General features: G+C 64.1%; 15 protein-coding genes. 7 read left to right on the top strand and 8 right to left on the bottom strand.

Translation table 11 applies throughout. The annotated features are described in order from the left end of the window. Positions 1 to 2: 2 nt before the first annotated feature. Genes TX80_RS10045 through TX80_RS10060 form a run of 4 tightly spaced genes read left to right on the top strand, consistent with a single transcriptional unit; the run spans position 3 to position 1,926 of the window. Positions 3 to 176, top strand: coding sequence for a 30S ribosomal protein S27e (locus tag TX80_RS10045; protein WP_049922963.1), 174 nt, complete (start codon positions 3 to 5; stop codon positions 174 to 176). After that, positions 173 to 973 (top strand): translation initiation factor IF-2 subunit alpha, encoded by an 801-nt coding sequence (locus tag TX80_RS10050; RefSeq protein WP_049922964.1) that lies wholly within the window; start codon positions 173 to 175, stop codon positions 971 to 973. The genes TX80_RS10045 and TX80_RS10050 overlap by 4 nt, the downstream gene beginning before the upstream one ends. Beyond that, positions 973 to 1,152 (top strand): RNA-protein complex protein Nop10, encoded by a 180-nt coding sequence (locus TX80_RS10055; protein ID WP_049922965.1) that lies wholly within the window; start codon positions 973 to 975, stop codon positions 1,150 to 1,152. The genes TX80_RS10050 and TX80_RS10055 overlap by 1 nt, the downstream gene beginning before the upstream one ends. A 6-nt stretch (positions 1,153 to 1,158) precedes the next feature. Then, positions 1,159 to 1,926, top strand: coding sequence for a proteasome assembly chaperone family protein (locus TX80_RS10060; RefSeq protein ID WP_049922966.1), 768 nt, complete (start codon positions 1,159 to 1,161; stop codon positions 1,924 to 1,926). A 116-nt stretch (positions 1,927 to 2,042) separates the two neighbouring features. On the opposite strand, the gene TX80_RS10065 is transcribed toward TX80_RS10060, so the two are convergent. After that, positions 2,043 to 2,822, bottom strand: a complete 780-nt coding sequence (locus TX80_RS10065) for a DUF7839 domain-containing protein (RefSeq protein ID WP_049922967.1) — start codon at positions 2,820 to 2,822, stop codon at positions 2,043 to 2,045. Positions 2,823 to 3,125: 303 nt separating this feature from the next. Between TX80_RS10065 and TX80_RS10070 the strand changes: the two genes are divergently transcribed. Then, positions 3,126 to 4,388 carry a digeranylgeranylglycerophospholipid reductase gene (locus tag TX80_RS10070; protein ID WP_049922968.1) on the top strand — a complete coding sequence of 421 codons (1,263 nt, stop codon included), beginning with the start codon at positions 3,126 to 3,128 and terminating at the stop codon, positions 4,386 to 4,388. A 30-nt stretch (positions 4,389 to 4,418) separates the two neighbouring features. Here the strand turns inward: TX80_RS10070 and TX80_RS10075 are convergent, their stop codons facing one another. Continuing rightward, positions 4,419 to 6,056 (bottom strand): potassium channel family protein, encoded by a 1,638-nt coding sequence (locus TX80_RS10075; protein WP_049922969.1) that lies wholly within the window; start codon positions 6,054 to 6,056, stop codon positions 4,419 to 4,421. Positions 6,057 to 6,192: 136 nt separating this feature from the next. Here TX80_RS10075 and TX80_RS10080 point away from each other — a divergent pair, with 136 nt between their 5' ends. Beyond that, complete coding sequence (locus tag TX80_RS10080) at positions 6,193 to 6,990, top strand: ZIP family metal transporter (RefSeq protein WP_049922970.1); 798 nt, start codon at positions 6,193 to 6,195, stop codon at positions 6,988 to 6,990. A gap of 20 nt (positions 6,991 to 7,010) precedes the next feature. On the opposite strand, the gene TX80_RS10085 is transcribed toward TX80_RS10080, so the two are convergent. Further along, entirely contained in the window at positions 7,011 to 7,610 is a 600-nt protein-coding gene (locus TX80_RS10085; RefSeq protein WP_049922971.1) for a cysteine hydrolase family protein, read from the bottom strand. Between the two features lie 67 nt (positions 7,611 to 7,677). Then, positions 7,678 to 8,418, bottom strand: coding sequence for an SDR family NAD(P)-dependent oxidoreductase (locus tag TX80_RS10090; RefSeq protein WP_049922972.1), 741 nt, complete (start codon positions 8,416 to 8,418; stop codon positions 7,678 to 7,680). Positions 8,419 to 8,546: 128 nt separating this feature from the next. On the opposite strand from TX80_RS10090, the gene TX80_RS10095 reads away from it, so the two are divergent. After that, on the top strand, positions 8,547 to 9,002 hold the full coding sequence (locus tag TX80_RS10095; RefSeq protein ID WP_049922973.1) for a universal stress protein: 456 nt from the start codon (positions 8,547 to 8,549) through the stop codon (positions 9,000 to 9,002). 23 nt (positions 9,003 to 9,025) lie between these two features. Here the strand turns inward: TX80_RS10095 and TX80_RS10100 are convergent, their stop codons facing one another. From TX80_RS10100 to TX80_RS10115, 4 genes are all read right to left on the bottom strand, one after another. After that, positions 9,026 to 9,442: a hypothetical protein gene (locus TX80_RS10100; RefSeq protein ID WP_049922974.1), complete on the bottom strand. Its 417-nt coding sequence runs from the start codon at positions 9,440 to 9,442 to the stop codon at positions 9,026 to 9,028. A gap of 92 nt (positions 9,443 to 9,534) precedes the next feature. Further along, complete coding sequence (gene meaB / locus TX80_RS10105; RefSeq protein WP_049922975.1) at positions 9,535 to 10,620, bottom strand: methylmalonyl Co-A mutase-associated GTPase MeaB; 1,086 nt, start codon at positions 10,618 to 10,620, stop codon at positions 9,535 to 9,537. Further along, on the bottom strand, positions 10,617 to 11,039 hold the full coding sequence (locus tag TX80_RS10110) for a cobalamin B12-binding domain-containing protein (protein ID WP_049922976.1): 423 nt from the start codon (positions 11,037 to 11,039) through the stop codon (positions 10,617 to 10,619). Before TX80_RS10110 ends, meaB begins: the two co-directional genes overlap by 4 nt. Positions 11,040 to 11,233: 194 nt before the next feature. Beyond that, positions 11,234 to 15,739, bottom strand: coding sequence for a S8 family serine peptidase (locus tag TX80_RS10115; RefSeq protein WP_049922977.1), 4,506 nt, complete (start codon positions 15,737 to 15,739; stop codon positions 11,234 to 11,236). Positions 15,740 to 16,149 lie beyond the last annotated feature (410 nt).

Here is a 16,149-nt window from a genome sequence, read left to right on the forward strand (position 1 = left end):
CCATGTCAGGAAATTTCTACAGCGTTCGCTGCGGTGACTGCGAGAACGAACAGACCGTCTTCGGCAAAGCCTCCACGGAGGTCGCCTGTGCCGTCTGTGGCACGACGCTGGCCCGACCGACCGGGGGCAAAGCCGAGATCGAACACGAGATCCTCGAGACCGTCGAGTCACGATGAAATACAGCGGCTGGCCCGATCCCGGCGAGCTCGTCGTCGGCAAGATCGACGAGATCGAGGACTTCGGCGTCTTCGTCGATCTCGAGGAGTACGAGGACAAACGCGGCCTGATCCACATCTCCGAGGTCGCCAGCGGATGGATCAAGAACGTCCGCGATCACGTCCGCGAGGGCCAGATCGTCGTCTGTAAGGTACTCGACGTCGACACGGAGTCCCAGCAGATCGACCTCTCGCTGAAAGACGTCAACGACCACCAGCGCTCGGAGAAGATCCAGCAGTGGAAAAACGAGCAAAAGGCCGACAACTGGATGGATCTGGCCGTCGGCGACGACATCGACGACGAGGCCTACACCGCGATCGCAAACGAACTGATCGGGGCCCACGGCAGCCTCTACGACGGCTTCAAGCAGGCGGCGATCCACGGCACCGAGGCCCTCGAGGAGACGGACCTCGACGACGACGAGATCGAGGCGATCGTCCAGACCGCTCGGGAGAACGTCTCGGTCCCGTACGTCAACGTCACCGGCTACGTCGACCTGGAGAACCCATCGCCAAGCGGCGTCGACGGCATCCGTGAGGCCCTGCAGGCTGCGGAAGGCAACGGTGACATCCCCGAGGAGGTCGACCTCGAGGTCAGCTACGTCGGCGCGCCCGAGTACCGAATCGAGGTGCAGGCACCCAACTACAAGACCGCCGAGTCCCAACTCGAGGAAAGCGCCCAGCGCGCGATCGCCGCCATCGAAGACCACGACGGCACCGGCGAGTACCACCGCGAGCGACGGACCGACGACGAATAATGAAATCCGACATCCGGGTGTGTTCGGCGTGGCGCGAGCGACACGACCGCCCGGTGTATACCCTTTCTGAGACCTGTCCCGACTGCGGGGCCGACGCCGAGAACAGCGCCCCGGCACCGTTCGATCCCGACGATCCACACGGCGAGTACCGACGCGCTCTTAAACGTCGCCGTCGCTGATACGGTATGGACGAACTCGAGATCGACGTGATCGCCGAGGTCGAACTGGACGACCCGGTCCTCGTCGAGGGGTTGCCGGGCGTCGGACACGTCGGAAAGCTCGCAGTCGATCACTTGCTCGAAGAACTCGAGGGCGAGAGCACGCTCGTTCGGCGTATCTACTCCCGCGAGTTCCCGCCACAGGTAAGCGTCGAGGACGGCGTCTCCGAGCTGACCTGTGCGGAGATCTCCGCCGTCTCGGTTCCGGAGGGTCGTGACCTCCTGTTGTTGACCGGCGATCATCAGGCCCAGACGAACGACGGTCATTACCTCCTGACGGATGCGTTCCTCGACATCGCCGAGGAGTTCGGTGCGACCGAGGCGTACGCGCTCGGTGGGGTTCCGACCGGCGAACTGATCGACGAGTACGCCGTCGTCGGAGCCGTCACCGACGAATCGATGCGAGACGCCTACGAGGACGCCGGCGTGGAGTTCCGCGAGGACGAACCCGCAGGCGGGATCGTCGGCGTCTCCGGGCTCTTGCTCGGGCTTGGCGACCGTCGCGGCTTCGACGCCGCCTGTCTGATGGGCGAAACCAGCGGCTATCTCGTCGACCCGAAAAGCGCCCGCGCCGTCCTCGAGGTGCTCGAGGAACTGCTCGGCTTCGAACTCGAGTACGAGACGTTAGACGAGCGGGCCGACGAGATGGAGGACGTCATCGGCAAAATTCAGGAGATGGAACAACAGCAGGGAATGGACGTCCCGACGGACGACGACCTCCGGTATATCGGCTGAGGCGGCGGATCGAACCCGACAGCCCGTTTTTCCAGCGGTCGAATCACCTCGAGCGGTCGCTTCGGGTTCGCTCCGGCCGAGCGGTCGAGGTCGCCGACCGTCGACAGATCGGCGTGTTACCCCTCCAGTACCTCGTAGGAAACGTCCGCATCCCGAAGCGCATCGGTGACGCGGCCGACGGCATCCGTCGTCGCGACGGCGGTGACGTCGAGGCCGTGTTCGGCCGCATCGGCCGCGACCTCGCCGACGGCGAACGCGACCGCCGGTTCGATGTCGGCCTCTCGGCAGGCGACGACAGCTTCGACGCCGGTCGCGACGACCAGATCGGCGTCGGTACAGGCGTCGGTGACCGTTTCGGCGGTGATCGAACGACTCCCGCCGGCCCGGACGGTCGGAACCTGCAGGACCGTCACGGAACCCGGCTCGAGTTCCATGACTCCTTCGAAGCTGGTGACGCCGACGTCGGTGCCGGCCTCGGCGTCGGTTGTCGCGATCCCGGTCGCGGGGCCTTCGCTGCCGGGCTTTGCGTGGAGCAGTCCGTCTTCGAGAAACAGTGAAACGGTTTCGCCTTCCTCGATATCGTCGGTGGCGATATAGGCGTCCTCGCTCATCGCCCCGAGGACGTCTCCGGTGACGTGATCCGCGAACCGGCGTACGTCGTCGGCCGCCCGGAAAAGCCAGTCGACGCCCTCGCGGGTCACGCGATAGCGCGATCGACCTTCCTTCTCGACGAGTCCGTCGTCGACGAGTTCGCGGATGTATTCGCTGACTGCCTGACTCGTGACGCCGACTTCCTCGGCGATCTCCCCTTGGCTGACCGCGGGCTGGCGCTCGGCGATCTGGACGAGGATCCGAAACCGCGTCGCGGCCCGCTTGTTGTCGAGGACGTCGACCATACGGATGACTTCTCACGAGCGCAGCAAAAAGGTACGCGGTCGACGGGAATCCTTATTCGTTGATACGTTCGTTTCGTTTCACGGTGGCGTCTACCCGTTGACCGTCATTGATCGTTGACAGTCAGCGAGAAATCCGCAAAGACGGAAGTGAACGCCGATGGTTCTTCCGATCGAAGGCCACTCAAGCCCGATCGGTCCGGATCGAAAGCGGTCGGACGATATGTAAGTCACAAAATGTGTTCGGAATCGGATCCGCAGGGACGACTGAACAAACTCATTAGGTTCCGAGAGAGTCCTGACTGCATGAACGACAGCTACGACGTAGTGATCGCCGGTGCTGGGCCAGCCGGTGCGCAGTGTGCTCGCGACCTCGCCCGCAGGGACTACGACGTCGTGGTCCTCGAGACCGAAGCCGAAGACGAGTTCCCCCGCCAGAGTAACAAGTCGACTGCGGGGACGTTCCCGTCGATGATGTCCGCCTTCGGCGTTCCCGACGACGTGGTGATGCAGTACACCGACAGCGTCGTGCTGGAGTCGCCGACCGACTACTACGTCCGTGAACAGCCCGGTGCCGTCCTCGAGTTCGCGGACTTCAAACGCTACCTCGTGAGCGACGGTCGCGACGAGGGCGCGGAGTATCGATTCGACGCGCGCGTTACCGCCCCCATCATGGAAAACGGCGAGATCGTCGGTGTCACCTACAATGGCGACGAGGCGGTCTACGGCGAGATCGTCGTCGATGCGACGGGACCGGCCGCACCGCTGGCGAAGAAACTCGGCGTCGTCGACCTCGAGCGTCAAAACCACGCGATCGGCATCGAGTACGAGTTCGAGGGGATCGACGTCGACCGGCCCGGCTTCGCCGACCTCCGGGATGCGATGATGCTCCGACTCGATCACGAGATCGCACCCGGCGGCTACTCTTGGATCTTCCATACGGGCGAGGACACGGCCAAGGTCGGGCTCTGTTACATCCAGAACGGCAGCCATCAACGCTACGCTCGAGACGACTTCAGTATCGACGACTACCTGAACCACTGGCTCGAGACCGATCCGCGGTTCCGAAACGCCACCCGAATCGAGGGAAAACAACACCGGGGATCGGCCCACATCCAGCCCCCCGGGCGGATGCACACCGACCGGTTCATGGCGATCGGCGACACCGTTCCGACTGTCGATCCGCTGTGGGGCGAAGGGATCAACAAGTGTATGCAGTCGGGCCGGATGGCCGCGGCCGCGGCCGACAGCTGTCTCAAACACGGCGATCTCGAGCCGACGGCGGAGAACCTCGAGGTCTACGAGACGCTCTGGCACCGCGAAGTCGCGCCGAACGTCGATAACCGGCTGCGGATGACGAAACTGCTCTATCTCGCGGAGAACGATCGGTACGATCGGCTCATGCGGGACCTGAACCGTCTCGACGACGAGACGCTGTCGAAGGCAAACCGCGGCGATCTCCGTGCCATCGCGAAACTGCTCCGGTTCGAGGACGCCCCGTTGCTCGCCCGCTTTGCGAGACAGCAATTCGGTCTCGAGTTCGGTTCGAGGCTCGGAATCGGCCGATAGCGAGGACCCACAGCCAGCACGCGAGGGGCGTCACTTCAGGTACGCCGTCTCGAACGCCCGGACGCTCTCGTCGGTTCCGACGAGGATGACCTCGTCGTCGGCCTCGAACGTAAAGGTCGTCGGATCGAGCTCCGTAATCGTCTCGTCGTCTCTGACGACGGCGAGGACGGTACACTGCGTTCGTTCGCGGACGTCGGCTTCGACGAGGGTTCGTCCCGCGAGTCGACCGACCGGTAGTCTGACGACGTCGATCCGTCTGTCGACTGCGAGTACCGTTTCGTCCTCGAAGACGGTCGATGCCATCATCCGTCCGCTGACGGCCGCAAGCGACTGAACGTAATCGGCACCCGCTCGATACAGTTTCGGGACGCTCTCGGGATCGTTCGCCCGCACGATAACGTCGACGTCCGGGTTCAGATCGTGGACGACAAGCGTTGTGAAGATCGCGGTCGTATCGTCGTCGAGAGTAACGACCACTGCCGTCGCGTCGTCGACGCCGGCCTCACGGAACGTGGCGGGTTCGCGAGCGTCCCCGACGACATCGACCCCCGGCTTGTCCTCGTGGTCGACGACGGTCGTCCGGGAGTTGGTCTCGGCGAGCGCATCCGCAGCCGTCGTGCCCGCCTCGCCGTACCCCGCGATCAGAACGTGTTGGGTCGAAAACGGCTCGACTGTCGACGTTGCCGCCGATCGTAGCGCATCGATCCGATCCGGTTCGCCGGCGACGAGTAACCGCCGCCCCTCCTGCAGCTTCCGATCGGGGGAGACCGGCGTCTCGAACTCGCCGTCAATCCAGATGCCGATCACGTCGATGCCGAACCGGTCACGCAGCGCGACGTCGGTGAGCGATCGCCCGCGGAGTTCGCTCCCCTCATCGATCGAGAGTTCGACCAGTTCCAGGTCGGTTCCGATCTCGATGCCGTCGTCGACGACGGTCGTGACGGCCGTCGGTACCCGGTGGGCGAGGCTCTCACCGAGTAACTGGCGGGGCGACAGCACGTCGTCGGCCCCCGCGATTCGGTGGTATTTCTCGAATCGCTCGTCTTCGACGAGCGTGACCACCTTCGTCTCCGGGTTCGCTTCCCGTGCCGAGAGGACGATGCTCGCGTTGCTGTCGTCGGCCGCGTCCGCGACGACCGCCGTCGCCGCTTCAATCCCTGCGTTCTCGAGAACCGTCATCGACTCCGGGTCGCCGTGGATGACCCGGTAGTCGTTCTCGTGGAGGTCGATCGCCGTCTCACGGTCGGATTCGATGACGACGTACTCCCGTCCACGCGACTCGAGTTCGGCGATGAACGATTCACCACGTGGCGTGTACTCACAGATGATGACGTGATCGGTTACGTCAGCCGTCGTGGGCGGCGACGGGGACAGCGTCTCCCGGAGCCACGGGACCGCGAACACGTCGGCTGCGGTGAGGATCAACCCGATCCCGGTGAGTTGCATCCCGATCATCAGGAGGTTCATCTGCGGGGTCTGCCACGGTGCGTCTTCCCCGTATCCGGTCGTCGTATACGTCTGAAAGACGACCTCGAGGGACCGAAAGAGCGGCTGGGGTCGAGCCTCCCACGTCGTCATCCCGTAGTTGTACACGAACGTGAAAAAGACGGTCGTCACGGCAACCAGCCCGAGGTAGTAGCCGGTGCGGCGTGATCTCCACAGCGACATACGTCAGTTACTAACCGGCAACTGTTTACGGTACCGATCGTTCCGGCTACGGTGCTCGAGCAGTCGCGGAGTCGACGGGCCGACCAGTGACTTCTCTCCCCCGTCGATTTAGGGATCCGGCTCCTTCATTCGGAGGATGGCACTGCTGGAGAACCTCGCGGTCGTGTTCGTCGCCGGCCTGATCACGGCGCTTGCGACCGGACTCGGCGCTCTGCCGTTTTTCTTCTTCGACGGGATCAGTGATCGGCGAAACGTGGTCCTCTGGGGCCTTTCGTCGGGGATCATGCTCTCGGCGTCGATCTTCGGACTCGTCGAGGAAGGGCTGGCCGAGGGAACGCCGTTCGAGATCGCGGTCGGATTGCTGGCCGGAGTCGCGCTCGTCGTCGTCGCCCACGACCTGTTGATGGACGCCGACATCGATCCCCGACAGTACGAGGCGGCCGATTTCAAGAAGCTCGTGCTCATCCTCGGCATCTTGACCGTTCACAGTTTCCCCGAGGGCGTGGCCATCGGCGTCTCCTTTGCCGATCTCGGACTCGAGGGCGGCACCGCAGTGCTCGGAACGACGATTCCGGTGTTGGCGATTTTCATGACGGTCGCGATTTCGATCCACAACGTTCCGGAGGGGACCGCGATCTCGATTCCGCTGACCTCGATGGGTGTCGCCGACTGGAAACTGGTCTGGTGGGCCGTTTTCTCGAGTCTGCCACAGCCGATCGGTGCGGTTCTCGCGTTCGCGTTCGTCCGCTACGCCCGGGAGTTTCTCCCCTACGGCTTCGGCTTCGCCGCCGGTGCGATGATCTATCTTGTCCTCTCGGAGTTCATCCCGGAGGCGCTCGAGATCGGCGACGGACTGCCACGCGGGGGGAAACCGGAACTCCTGACCGGCCTCGTCGTCGGCGTGGCGGTGATGGTGCCGCTTGCGTTCGTCTGAGTCGCGGTCGGCCCGCGGTCTCACCCGGAGCGGTCGAGAACCGCGTTGGTCGTCGTCACCGTCGCGAACTCGCCCTCGAGGTGGGCCAGCGCAGTGTGGTGGACCGTCTCCGCGTCGAACGCGGTCGCCTCGCGGATCCCGCCCTCGAGCGTCCGGTCGAACGTCGCAGTCGCATCGGCGACGACGATCGGCTCGAACCCTAGGTTCTCGGCCATTCGAGTACTCGTCGAGACGCAGTGGTCGGTCGTCAGTCCCGCGAGAACGATCGTCCCGTAGCCCCGATCGCGAAGCCACCCTTCGAGGTCCGTTCCCACGAACGCGCTGTTTACCGATTTCACCATCGTCGGCTCGTCCTCGAGTGGGGTTAGTGCCGGCTTGAACGCGAAGCCGGGTTCGTCGCTTCGAAGCGGCGAGTCGGGCACCGTGGAATCGTGGCGGACGTGGACGACCGGCCGACCCCGGTCTCGCCAGCACTCGAGCAGGGCCGCCGCCCGCGTCTCGGCGTCGGGGTTGTTCCGAGTCCCCCAGGACGGATCGTCGAACCCCTGCTGGAAGTCGATCAGCACGAGGACGGCATCGCAAAGCCGGGATCGATCGATACCGTGTGTCGCGTCCGTCATGGGAGTCGTACAGCGGGTTTCGGATGGGTGGGAGTGATCTCAGTCGGACACACCGATGGACGGGTGATCATACGTGTTCGGGCAACCAGCCGCCGTCGACTTCGATATTCTCGCCGCTGACGTACCCGCTGTCGGGGTCGAGGAAGAAGTACAGCGGCTGGACCAGATCCGCGAAGTTCGCGGGCCGATCGCGGGGCAGTTCGTCCGGGAACTCGTCGGAGTTCTCGACGACGTACGGTGAGATCGCGTTGACTGTGATTCCGTCGTCCTGTGTATCCGCGGCGAGCATCCGCGTGAACATCACTACGCCAGCCTTCGCGACGAAGTAGGGGAAGTTCGTGGGGTTTACCAGCCCTTTCTCGGCGGAGGCGTAGCCGATGTTGACGATGCGGCCGTACCCGTTCCCGCGCATCGCCGGCAGCGCCCGCTTCGAACAGAGGTAGGTACCGTTGAGGTTCGTCTCGAGGACGCGGTTCCAGGTTTCGAACTCGATGTCGGCCCAGTGAGCGGGCGCGAAGTCGCCGACGTTGTTCACGAGGACGTCGACCGAACCGAGTTCGGACTCGACCGCGGCGAACAGGCCGTCGACGCTTTCGGGATCGGTGACGTCGCCCTGAATCGTCATCGCCTCGGCGGCACCGCGCTCGCGGGCCGCGTCGGCGACCTCACGGGCCGCGTCGGCGCTCGTGTGATAGTGGACGGCCGTCTTCGCACCACAGTCGGCCGTTGCTAACAGGAGTCGACGGCCGACGCCTTTCGCGCTGCCCGTGACGAGAACGGTCTGATTCGACAGATCGGGTCCGTCCATACGTCGTCGTCGGCGACTGGATGGAAAAATCACCCGGAGCCGGGCGAGAGTGACGCTCCATCCAGTACGTGGCCGATACTGGGGCGTGGAGTCAGGCGTTTAAGTAGATCGGCCGTCATAGTCGATATATGACACTGGACAACGTCTTGCTCGCGGTCGGTCCCGGCGACGCCGACCGCAGTGACGAGTTGGCCGAAACGGTCGTCGAAGTCGCCGAACCGGCCGGCGCAACCGTCGTCCTCGCACACGTGTTTACCCAGTCCGAGTACGACGAAGTCGTCACACGACTGGAGTTCGACGAGGCCGTCGAGGCGGTCGATCCCGACGACGTCGCGACGCGTCACTCGACGATCATGGACCTGCGAGCGGTCCTCGAAGAACACGGCGTCGAGTACGAGGTCTGCGGTGCCGTCGGCGATCACGGGCCGACGATCGTCGACCTCGCAACCGACGTCGACGCCGACCGGGTCGTCGTCGGCGGCCGCCGCCGATCGCCGACCGGGAAGGCCGTCTTCGGTTCGACGGCCCAGGAAGTGTTGCTGTCGGCACCCTGTCCGGTGACGTTCGTCCGCAACGACGACTGAACCGACTTTCTATCACCTCTCGCTCAGTCCCTGCCGGCCCGACGTTTCCACGCCCGTTCCTGCCGGCGTTCCGGAACGTGTCGCTTCCCGTCGGCCAGTTCGTCGCGAACGCGACGTTCGACGCCCGTCGTCTCGGCAAGCAGCGTCTCCTGAAAGTTCTCGAGGACGTCGTAGGACCAGCGATCCTCGTCGACGACGCCGTGGGGCAACAGGTCGTCACGGATCGAATCCGCAAGCTCGTCGTGACCGCTCTCTCGCAGGCGCGTTTCGGCTTCCCGGAGGTGGTCCATCCCGTGCCCCGTCGCGTGGTGGAACTCGAGCAGACAGCCCTGTGCCCGTTGGAGCCACTCGAGACCGAGCTCTACCTCGTGAAGCGCCGCACACTCCGTGTCGGTGAGAAGCGCGCCCGGCCGTTCGGAAGGTGAATCGTCGGTTGCCATACCAGAAACTATGTCACTCAGTGCCATACGTGTGTTGCCGGCTGCGGTGACTCCGCGAGCAACGACCCGGGAGCAGCGCTCTCCGAAGCGGGCTACTCGTCTGGTTCGTCGGCCTCGAGTTCCTCGAGGCAGGTCTCGACGGGGGCCAGCATTTCGTCGGCGATGGTGTACGGATCCGTCTCGCCATGCCGGACCGCGTCCGCGAGATCGTCGACGCCGCCGACCCGTGCGAGTTCGTCCTCGAGCAAGGCGTGAACGTCCTCACGAAGCAGGGTTCGGATCTCCTCGGCGTAGCGCTGGCGAGCCTTCTCCGCGCGTGTCCCGGAGTCGACGAGATACGACTGGTGGGATGCGAGTTCGTCGATGAGTTCGTCGACGCCATCGCCGCTGGTGGCGACGGTTTCGACGATGGGCGGAGTCCAGTCGGGTTCGGCCTCCTCGTTGCTCTCGTCGCCCCAGTCGAGGTCGTCCGAATCGGCGATCGCGTCAGCGCCGTGGTGTCCGGCACTGGGGCCGGAGAACCCGCCTCCGTCCCCGAGCTCGATCATGTCCCGAAGCTCCTGTACGGTCCGATCGGCCCCGGGTCGGTCGGCCTTGTTGACGACGAAGACGTCGGCGATCTCGAGGATGCCGGCCTTCAGCGTCTGGACGGAATCGCCCGATCCCGGCGGGACGAGAACGGCAACGGTATCCGCAGTTCGGACGATGTCGATCTCGTTTTGTCCCGCCCCGACGGTCTCGATGATGATCTTGTCCTTGCCGAACGCGTCCATCGCCTTGACTGCATCAGCCGTCGCAGTCGAGAGTCCACCGAGGGTGCCACGCGCGCTCATCGACCGGACGAAGACGTCCATATCGCCGATCGTCGACGCCATCCGGATTCGATCGCCGAGAACGGCCCCGCCCGTAAACGGCGAGGACGGATCGATCGCGATAATCCCGACGGTGTCGCCGCGTTCGCGGTAGGTCTCGGCGAGTTTATCGACCAGCGTCGACTTGCCGGCACCGGGGCTGCCGGTGATGCCGATCACGTCGGCGTCGCCCGTGTGAGCATACAGCTCCGAGACTAGCTCCCTGTACCCCGGCGACCGGTTCTCGATCTTCGAGATGACGCGGGCGAGGGCACGGTGTTTCCCCACGAGCAGGTCCTCGAGCAGCGATTCGTCGCGTTCGTTCATCGCTCCGGTGCGTTTTCGCGGACGAAATCGATCGTCTCCTCGATCGACGTCCCGGGACCGAAAATCGCCGCGACCCCTTCGTCTTTGAGTTCGTCACGGTCTTCCTCGGGAATAACGCCGCCGACGAGTACGAGCGTGTCCTCCTTGGCACCGTACTCCTCCAGCCCGTCCATGATCTTCGGGACGAGCGTGTCGTGTGCGCCCGAGAGGATGGATATCCCGAGGACATCGACGTCCTCCTGAACCGTCGCTTGGACGATCTCTTCGGGTGCCTTGTGAAGGCCGGAGTAGATGACTTCGAAGCCGGCGTCCCGGAACGCCCGTGTGATGACGTGTGCCCCACGGTCGTGGCCGTCGAGTCCCACTTTTGCGACGAGACACCGGATCGACTTCGACTCACCTTCCTGATCGCTGCTCATACCCCTTCCTTCCCGGGCCGTCTGTTTGACTTTAACGGAAGTTATTGAAAATCACGGCGTGGCAGTCCGCTCGCTCGGCCGGCCGGTCACTTTCCCACTCGAGACGGGACGGCGAGCGCTCTCGGCCGACGTGACCATGAAAATAACGGGAAAATCGGGTGGATCGACTCCCGAGTCGATCGTCGGCTCCGCGTTCAGGCGGTCGCCTGCGTGTCAGTGTCCGCGTCGACCGGCTTGATCGTCTCTTCGCCGGCTGCTTCGACGGTGATCTCTCCGTCGGCCATCTCCTGCAGCGTCGACACGGAGTACTGGTAGGTTCCCGGCTCGGTGTCGGCGTCGATCTCGTGGGTCAGCGAGACGACCTCGGACTCGCCGCCCTCGAGTGCGACCGTCGCCACCGAGTCGGTGTCGATCCGTTCACGGTGTGTCACTTCGTCCAGCTCCGCCGTCGTTACGTTCCAGAAGAGGAAGACGTCCTGTTCGTCGGCCTCGTCGCCGGTGTTGGTGATCGTCGCGTCGACCGTGATCTCATCGCCCGCGTTAGCGGTGGCCGGGCCGTCGACGTCGCTGACGGCGAAGTACGCGGGCTCGGGATCGTCGGCCTCCTCGAGCGTAATCATCGTCGACTCGACCTCGTCGGCGGAGATCCCGTGTTCGTACTCGCCCGGCTCGTCGCTTTCGGGGATCTCGTAGGTGAACTCGACGGTCGTGGACTCGCCGCCATCGAGAGTGACCGTCTCCGAGAGTTCAGGCTGGGATTCGAGGACGTCCGAGCCGAAGTCGGTGCCCGGCGGGAAGTAAAAGACCGTTCGAGTGTCGGTCTTGTCGCCGGTGTTGGTGATCGTCGCGTTGATCGTGATTTCCTCCCCGAGGGTTGCGGTCTCGGGTGCCTCGAGGTCGCTCACTTCGAAGTAGGTGCCGAGCGTGAGGTTCGCCGTCGTCGTCGCGCCGGACTCGACGTCGACGAACTCGATGTTCGAATCGTCGTACCCGTCCTCGATCGCACGGAGCGCGTACGATCCGGGCTCGAGGTCGTCGACCTCGTAGTAGCCGTTCTCGTCGGTCATCACCGAGAAGGCATCGCCGTCGGCGTCGACGACGGTTGCGCCCTCGATCGGAACGCCGGCGGCGTTCGTGACGTAACCGTCGATCGAACCGGCCGTCCGGTCGACCACGAAGTCGACGCCCTCGACGTGCTCACCGGCGTCGACGGTCACGATCTCTTCGGGTTCGTAGCCCGGCGGCGTCTCGTCGACGTTGACGACGTACGAGCCAGCGGGGACGCCCGCGATCGCGTAGGCCCCGTCGGCGTCGGTCGTAGCCTCGTAGACCTCACCGTCGCCGTTCTCGGCGACGATCGTGGCATCCTCGACGGGTTCGCCGTCATCGCTTGCAGTCACCTGTCCGCTTATCGTCCCCGACTGGGTCTGTTCGCCGACGGCAAGCGGCGCGTGTGCCGCGTCGTCGTCGCTTTCGACCGCGTGGACCCATTCGAGTGCGGGATCGAGATCGTCGAGCGTGGCCGAGAACTCGACGGAGGCCGACTCGCCGGGCTCGAGCGAGACGTCCTCCGCCGTACTCTCGGCGCTCGCTTCGTGGCTCTCGCTTGCGTACTCCACTGCGTTCCCGAGGATCGTGTTCGCGTCGTCAGTGAAGACGGAGTCCGGAACGAACGGCGTTCGGCCGAACGAGGCGAGCAAGACGTGGTCGTCGCCGACCCCGACTGCAGGCCCGTCGGTCTCGTCGGTGCCGACATCAGCGATCGCGTCCCCGCTGTAGCCATCGAACCAGGCGCGGTCGGCAAAGAGGCCGTCGTGAACTTCGATCCTCTCGCCTTCCGCCGCGACGCCGTCGAAGAGGCCGTGGTCGTCGGTGATCTCGAGTTCGACCGAATCCAGCCCGCTGTAGCTGGAGTCGACGGATTCGGGATCATCGGTCGCGGCCGAGCGGTCGCTTACTGCATCCGAGTTACTGGCCCAGTTCTCGAGGAAGACGACGCCCTGATCGTCCTCGAGTGCCTCGAGGAACGCCTCGACGTCGGCGTCCCCGAAGTCGTTGACCACGAAGACGTCGTACTCGTCGACCGAGTCGAGCAGTTCGTCCGCATCGAGCGAACTCACCGCGTAGGTATCGTCGAGTTCGTCCTGCAGGGTCTCGGTCGTATTATCGATGTTCTTGGTGAACTCGTCCAGGTCGCCCTCGATGTCACGTTCGTCCAGCGCCGCTCGAAGCGAGTCCTCGTCGAGTCCGCCGTCGACGACCGCGACGTCGGTTTTCTCCCGGACGACGTCGTACGTCACCGGTTGCGTGTCCGATGCGTCACCGGTGTTCTCGACCGCGGCGGTGACGTTGTACTCCACACCGGGCTCGAGGTGCTCCGGCGCGTCGGTGATCTCGACGTCGAAGAACGCTTCGAGGACCGTGATCTCGGCGATTTCGTCGTCGTCCTCGGTGAAAACGCCGTGTTCGTAGGTGCCTTCGGAGACGTCATCGGTGTCGGCCTCGAACGAGACGGTCGTTTCCGCGCCGGGTTCGATCGTCACTGACTCCTCCGACAGCGTCTCGTCGAGGTCGTCGAAGCGGTACTCGACGGTTTGGGTGTCCTCGAGGTTACCCGCGTTTTCGATGGTCGCGTTGACGGTAACCGTCTCGCCCTTGTCGACTTCGGCGGGGGCCTCGAGGGCCGAGACCTCGAACTGCGAAGACAGGTAGGTGAACTCGTCGGTCGCCTCGTGGTCGTCGGTGGAGACGGCGACGGCGTAGTCCCCGCTGGCGAGGTCGTCGATGGCGTGTTCGAACGTGATCGTCGTTTCGGACGGACGGTCGACCGGGTCGTCGACGCCGGCTGCGGCCATGTCGACGATCTCCGTGTCGACCGGTTCGCCGTCGCCCAGTTCGTCCGCATCGTCGTTCAGGTAGAGTTCGATTCGCTGGACTGCTCCCTCGTCGCCGAGGTTCGTGAGATCCGCCGTCACCGTCAGCGTCTCGCCCTCGGTGACGTTGTCGGGGACCTCGAGATCGGTCACGTCGATCTCGCCTTCGGCGAGTGTCCCCTGAACCTTCTGCTGGAGCAGGTTCAGGTCGGTCCGCGTGACCGATCCGTCGCGGTTCAGGTCACCGAGGTCCTCGTTGAACGACTCCGGCTCCATGTTCTGGAGGTACTGCTGCATCAGCTGGACGTCCTGGACGGTGATCGATTCGTCCTGATCGACGTCGCCGAGATCGTACTCGAGGGTTGCCCCACCGATCTCGTCGACGGCCGCGTGGACGTCGATGATGCCGTGTCCGTACCGCACGTCCTTTTCATCGGGGGCATCGTCCGGTTTCCAGGCGGTCTCCTCGAGGGTGGTTTCGATCTCCTCGTGGGAGATGTCGTCGTTCGCCGAGAGCATGAGCGCGATGGCACCCGACGTATGCGGGGCCGCCATCGACGTCCCCGAGTACTTCTCGTATCCGCCGCCGGGAACCGAACTCAGAACGTCAGCGCCCGGTGCGGCGACGTCCGGTTTGACCCACTCGTCGGGCCACTCGGGATCGGGTTCGTCCCAGTTGTCGGCCTCGATCGTATCGCCGCTCGAGAACTCGGCAATGCCGCCCGTCTCGTTCGAGGCACCGATGCTGAACGAGTCGTAGATGTTCCCGGGCGAACCGACACAGCCCTCGCCGGAGTTGCCCGCCGAGGTGACCGCGACGACGCCCATGTCGTTCGCGTTCTGGATCGCGGGGATCCAGGCGTCTTCGTACGCCGGTCCGAAGAGTCCACAGCCCGCGCCGAAGCTCATGCTGACGACGTCGGAGTCCATCTCCTCGACGACGTACTCGAACCCGGCAATACTGTCGGATTCGGCGCTCGAACCGCCCGGCAACACGAGCGCGTGCTGGAGGTCGACGTCCGGGGCAACGCCGTAGGTCGGCGTCTCGTTGTCTTCGGGAGCGGCCGCGCCGATCGTGCCGCCGACGTGCGTCCCGTGCGATTGGGTATCGTGCGGTTCGGAGCCCTCGACCGGCTCACCGTCCGGGCCGATTTCGACCCACCCGCCGGGGTAGGTCGGATCGTCCTCGTCCTCGGTATAGAGATCGAGGTCGGGGTGATCCACATCGAATCCGGTATCGAGGACGGCGACTTTGACGTCCTCGCCGGTGGCGTCGAAGTCCTCCCACGTCTCGGTGGCGTTCATCTGTTCGAGACCGTAGGTAAACTCGTCCCCGTCAGCCGTTGCGGCCGGCTGTTCGGACACGTCCGGAACGCGATACTCCGGTTTCACCGTGATCGATCGAACGCCGTCGATCGACGCCAGTTCCGACGTAGTGACGGCGGTCGTATCGACCTCCGCACGGATCGCGTTCGTGATCCAGTAGGTGTTGAGCACCTCGACGCCGCCGAGGGTATCGAGGTCCGTTCGAGCGGTCGTCTGTGACGATTCGGCGTGAGATTTAAGCTGCTCGATCGCCCGCTCGCGATCGTCGCTGAGCGTTCCGTCGTACTGATCGAGGAGTATATACACCTCCTCGGTACCGTCGGCCTCCTCGAGAGCGGGGTCGATCGTCGTCTCAGCGGCCTCCGTGTCGAGTGATCGGTCGTCGATACGTTCGGCTGCAGCCGCGCTTCCTGCCAACCCGCTTCCAGCAATCGCGACGAGCGACAGCGCAAGCAGTAGCGAGAGCAGGGCGGCCGTAAGTCGTTCTCTTGTCTGTCTCATTGGTAGTTCTCATGTCTCCTGTTTCCCCCACACGGCGGTGTGGTGTCCTCATCCCCTGTGTTCGTATTTTCGGGCTGGTATTTCACATCGGTTGACTACATAACAATCCATTAACGAATAGACTAATATAACTATTGGTGGTTGCTAACATCAACATCCGTCTCGAGGGGGAGAATCGGCCGCGACTCGGGACAGCCGCCGACCACCGACGGGGAGATTCGATTACAGACTTTCGGAATCGGTCCGTTCGGTCGAACGAACGAGTCGTCGAGATCGGTACATCGACGTCGAGCCGTCGCCCGCTGGTGATTCGTCTCCGATCGTGACTGTCACAGCTGTCCGAAACCGTCACGAACCAAAGGCTAAAGAGCGAAACGACCGAACATTCAATCAATGACTATCGTTCGTCT

This window comes from Halopiger djelfimassiliensis (genome assembly GCF_000455365.1).
GTDB classification, from domain to species: domain Archaea; phylum Halobacteriota; class Halobacteria; order Halobacteriales; family Natrialbaceae; genus Halopiger_B; species Halopiger_B djelfimassiliensis.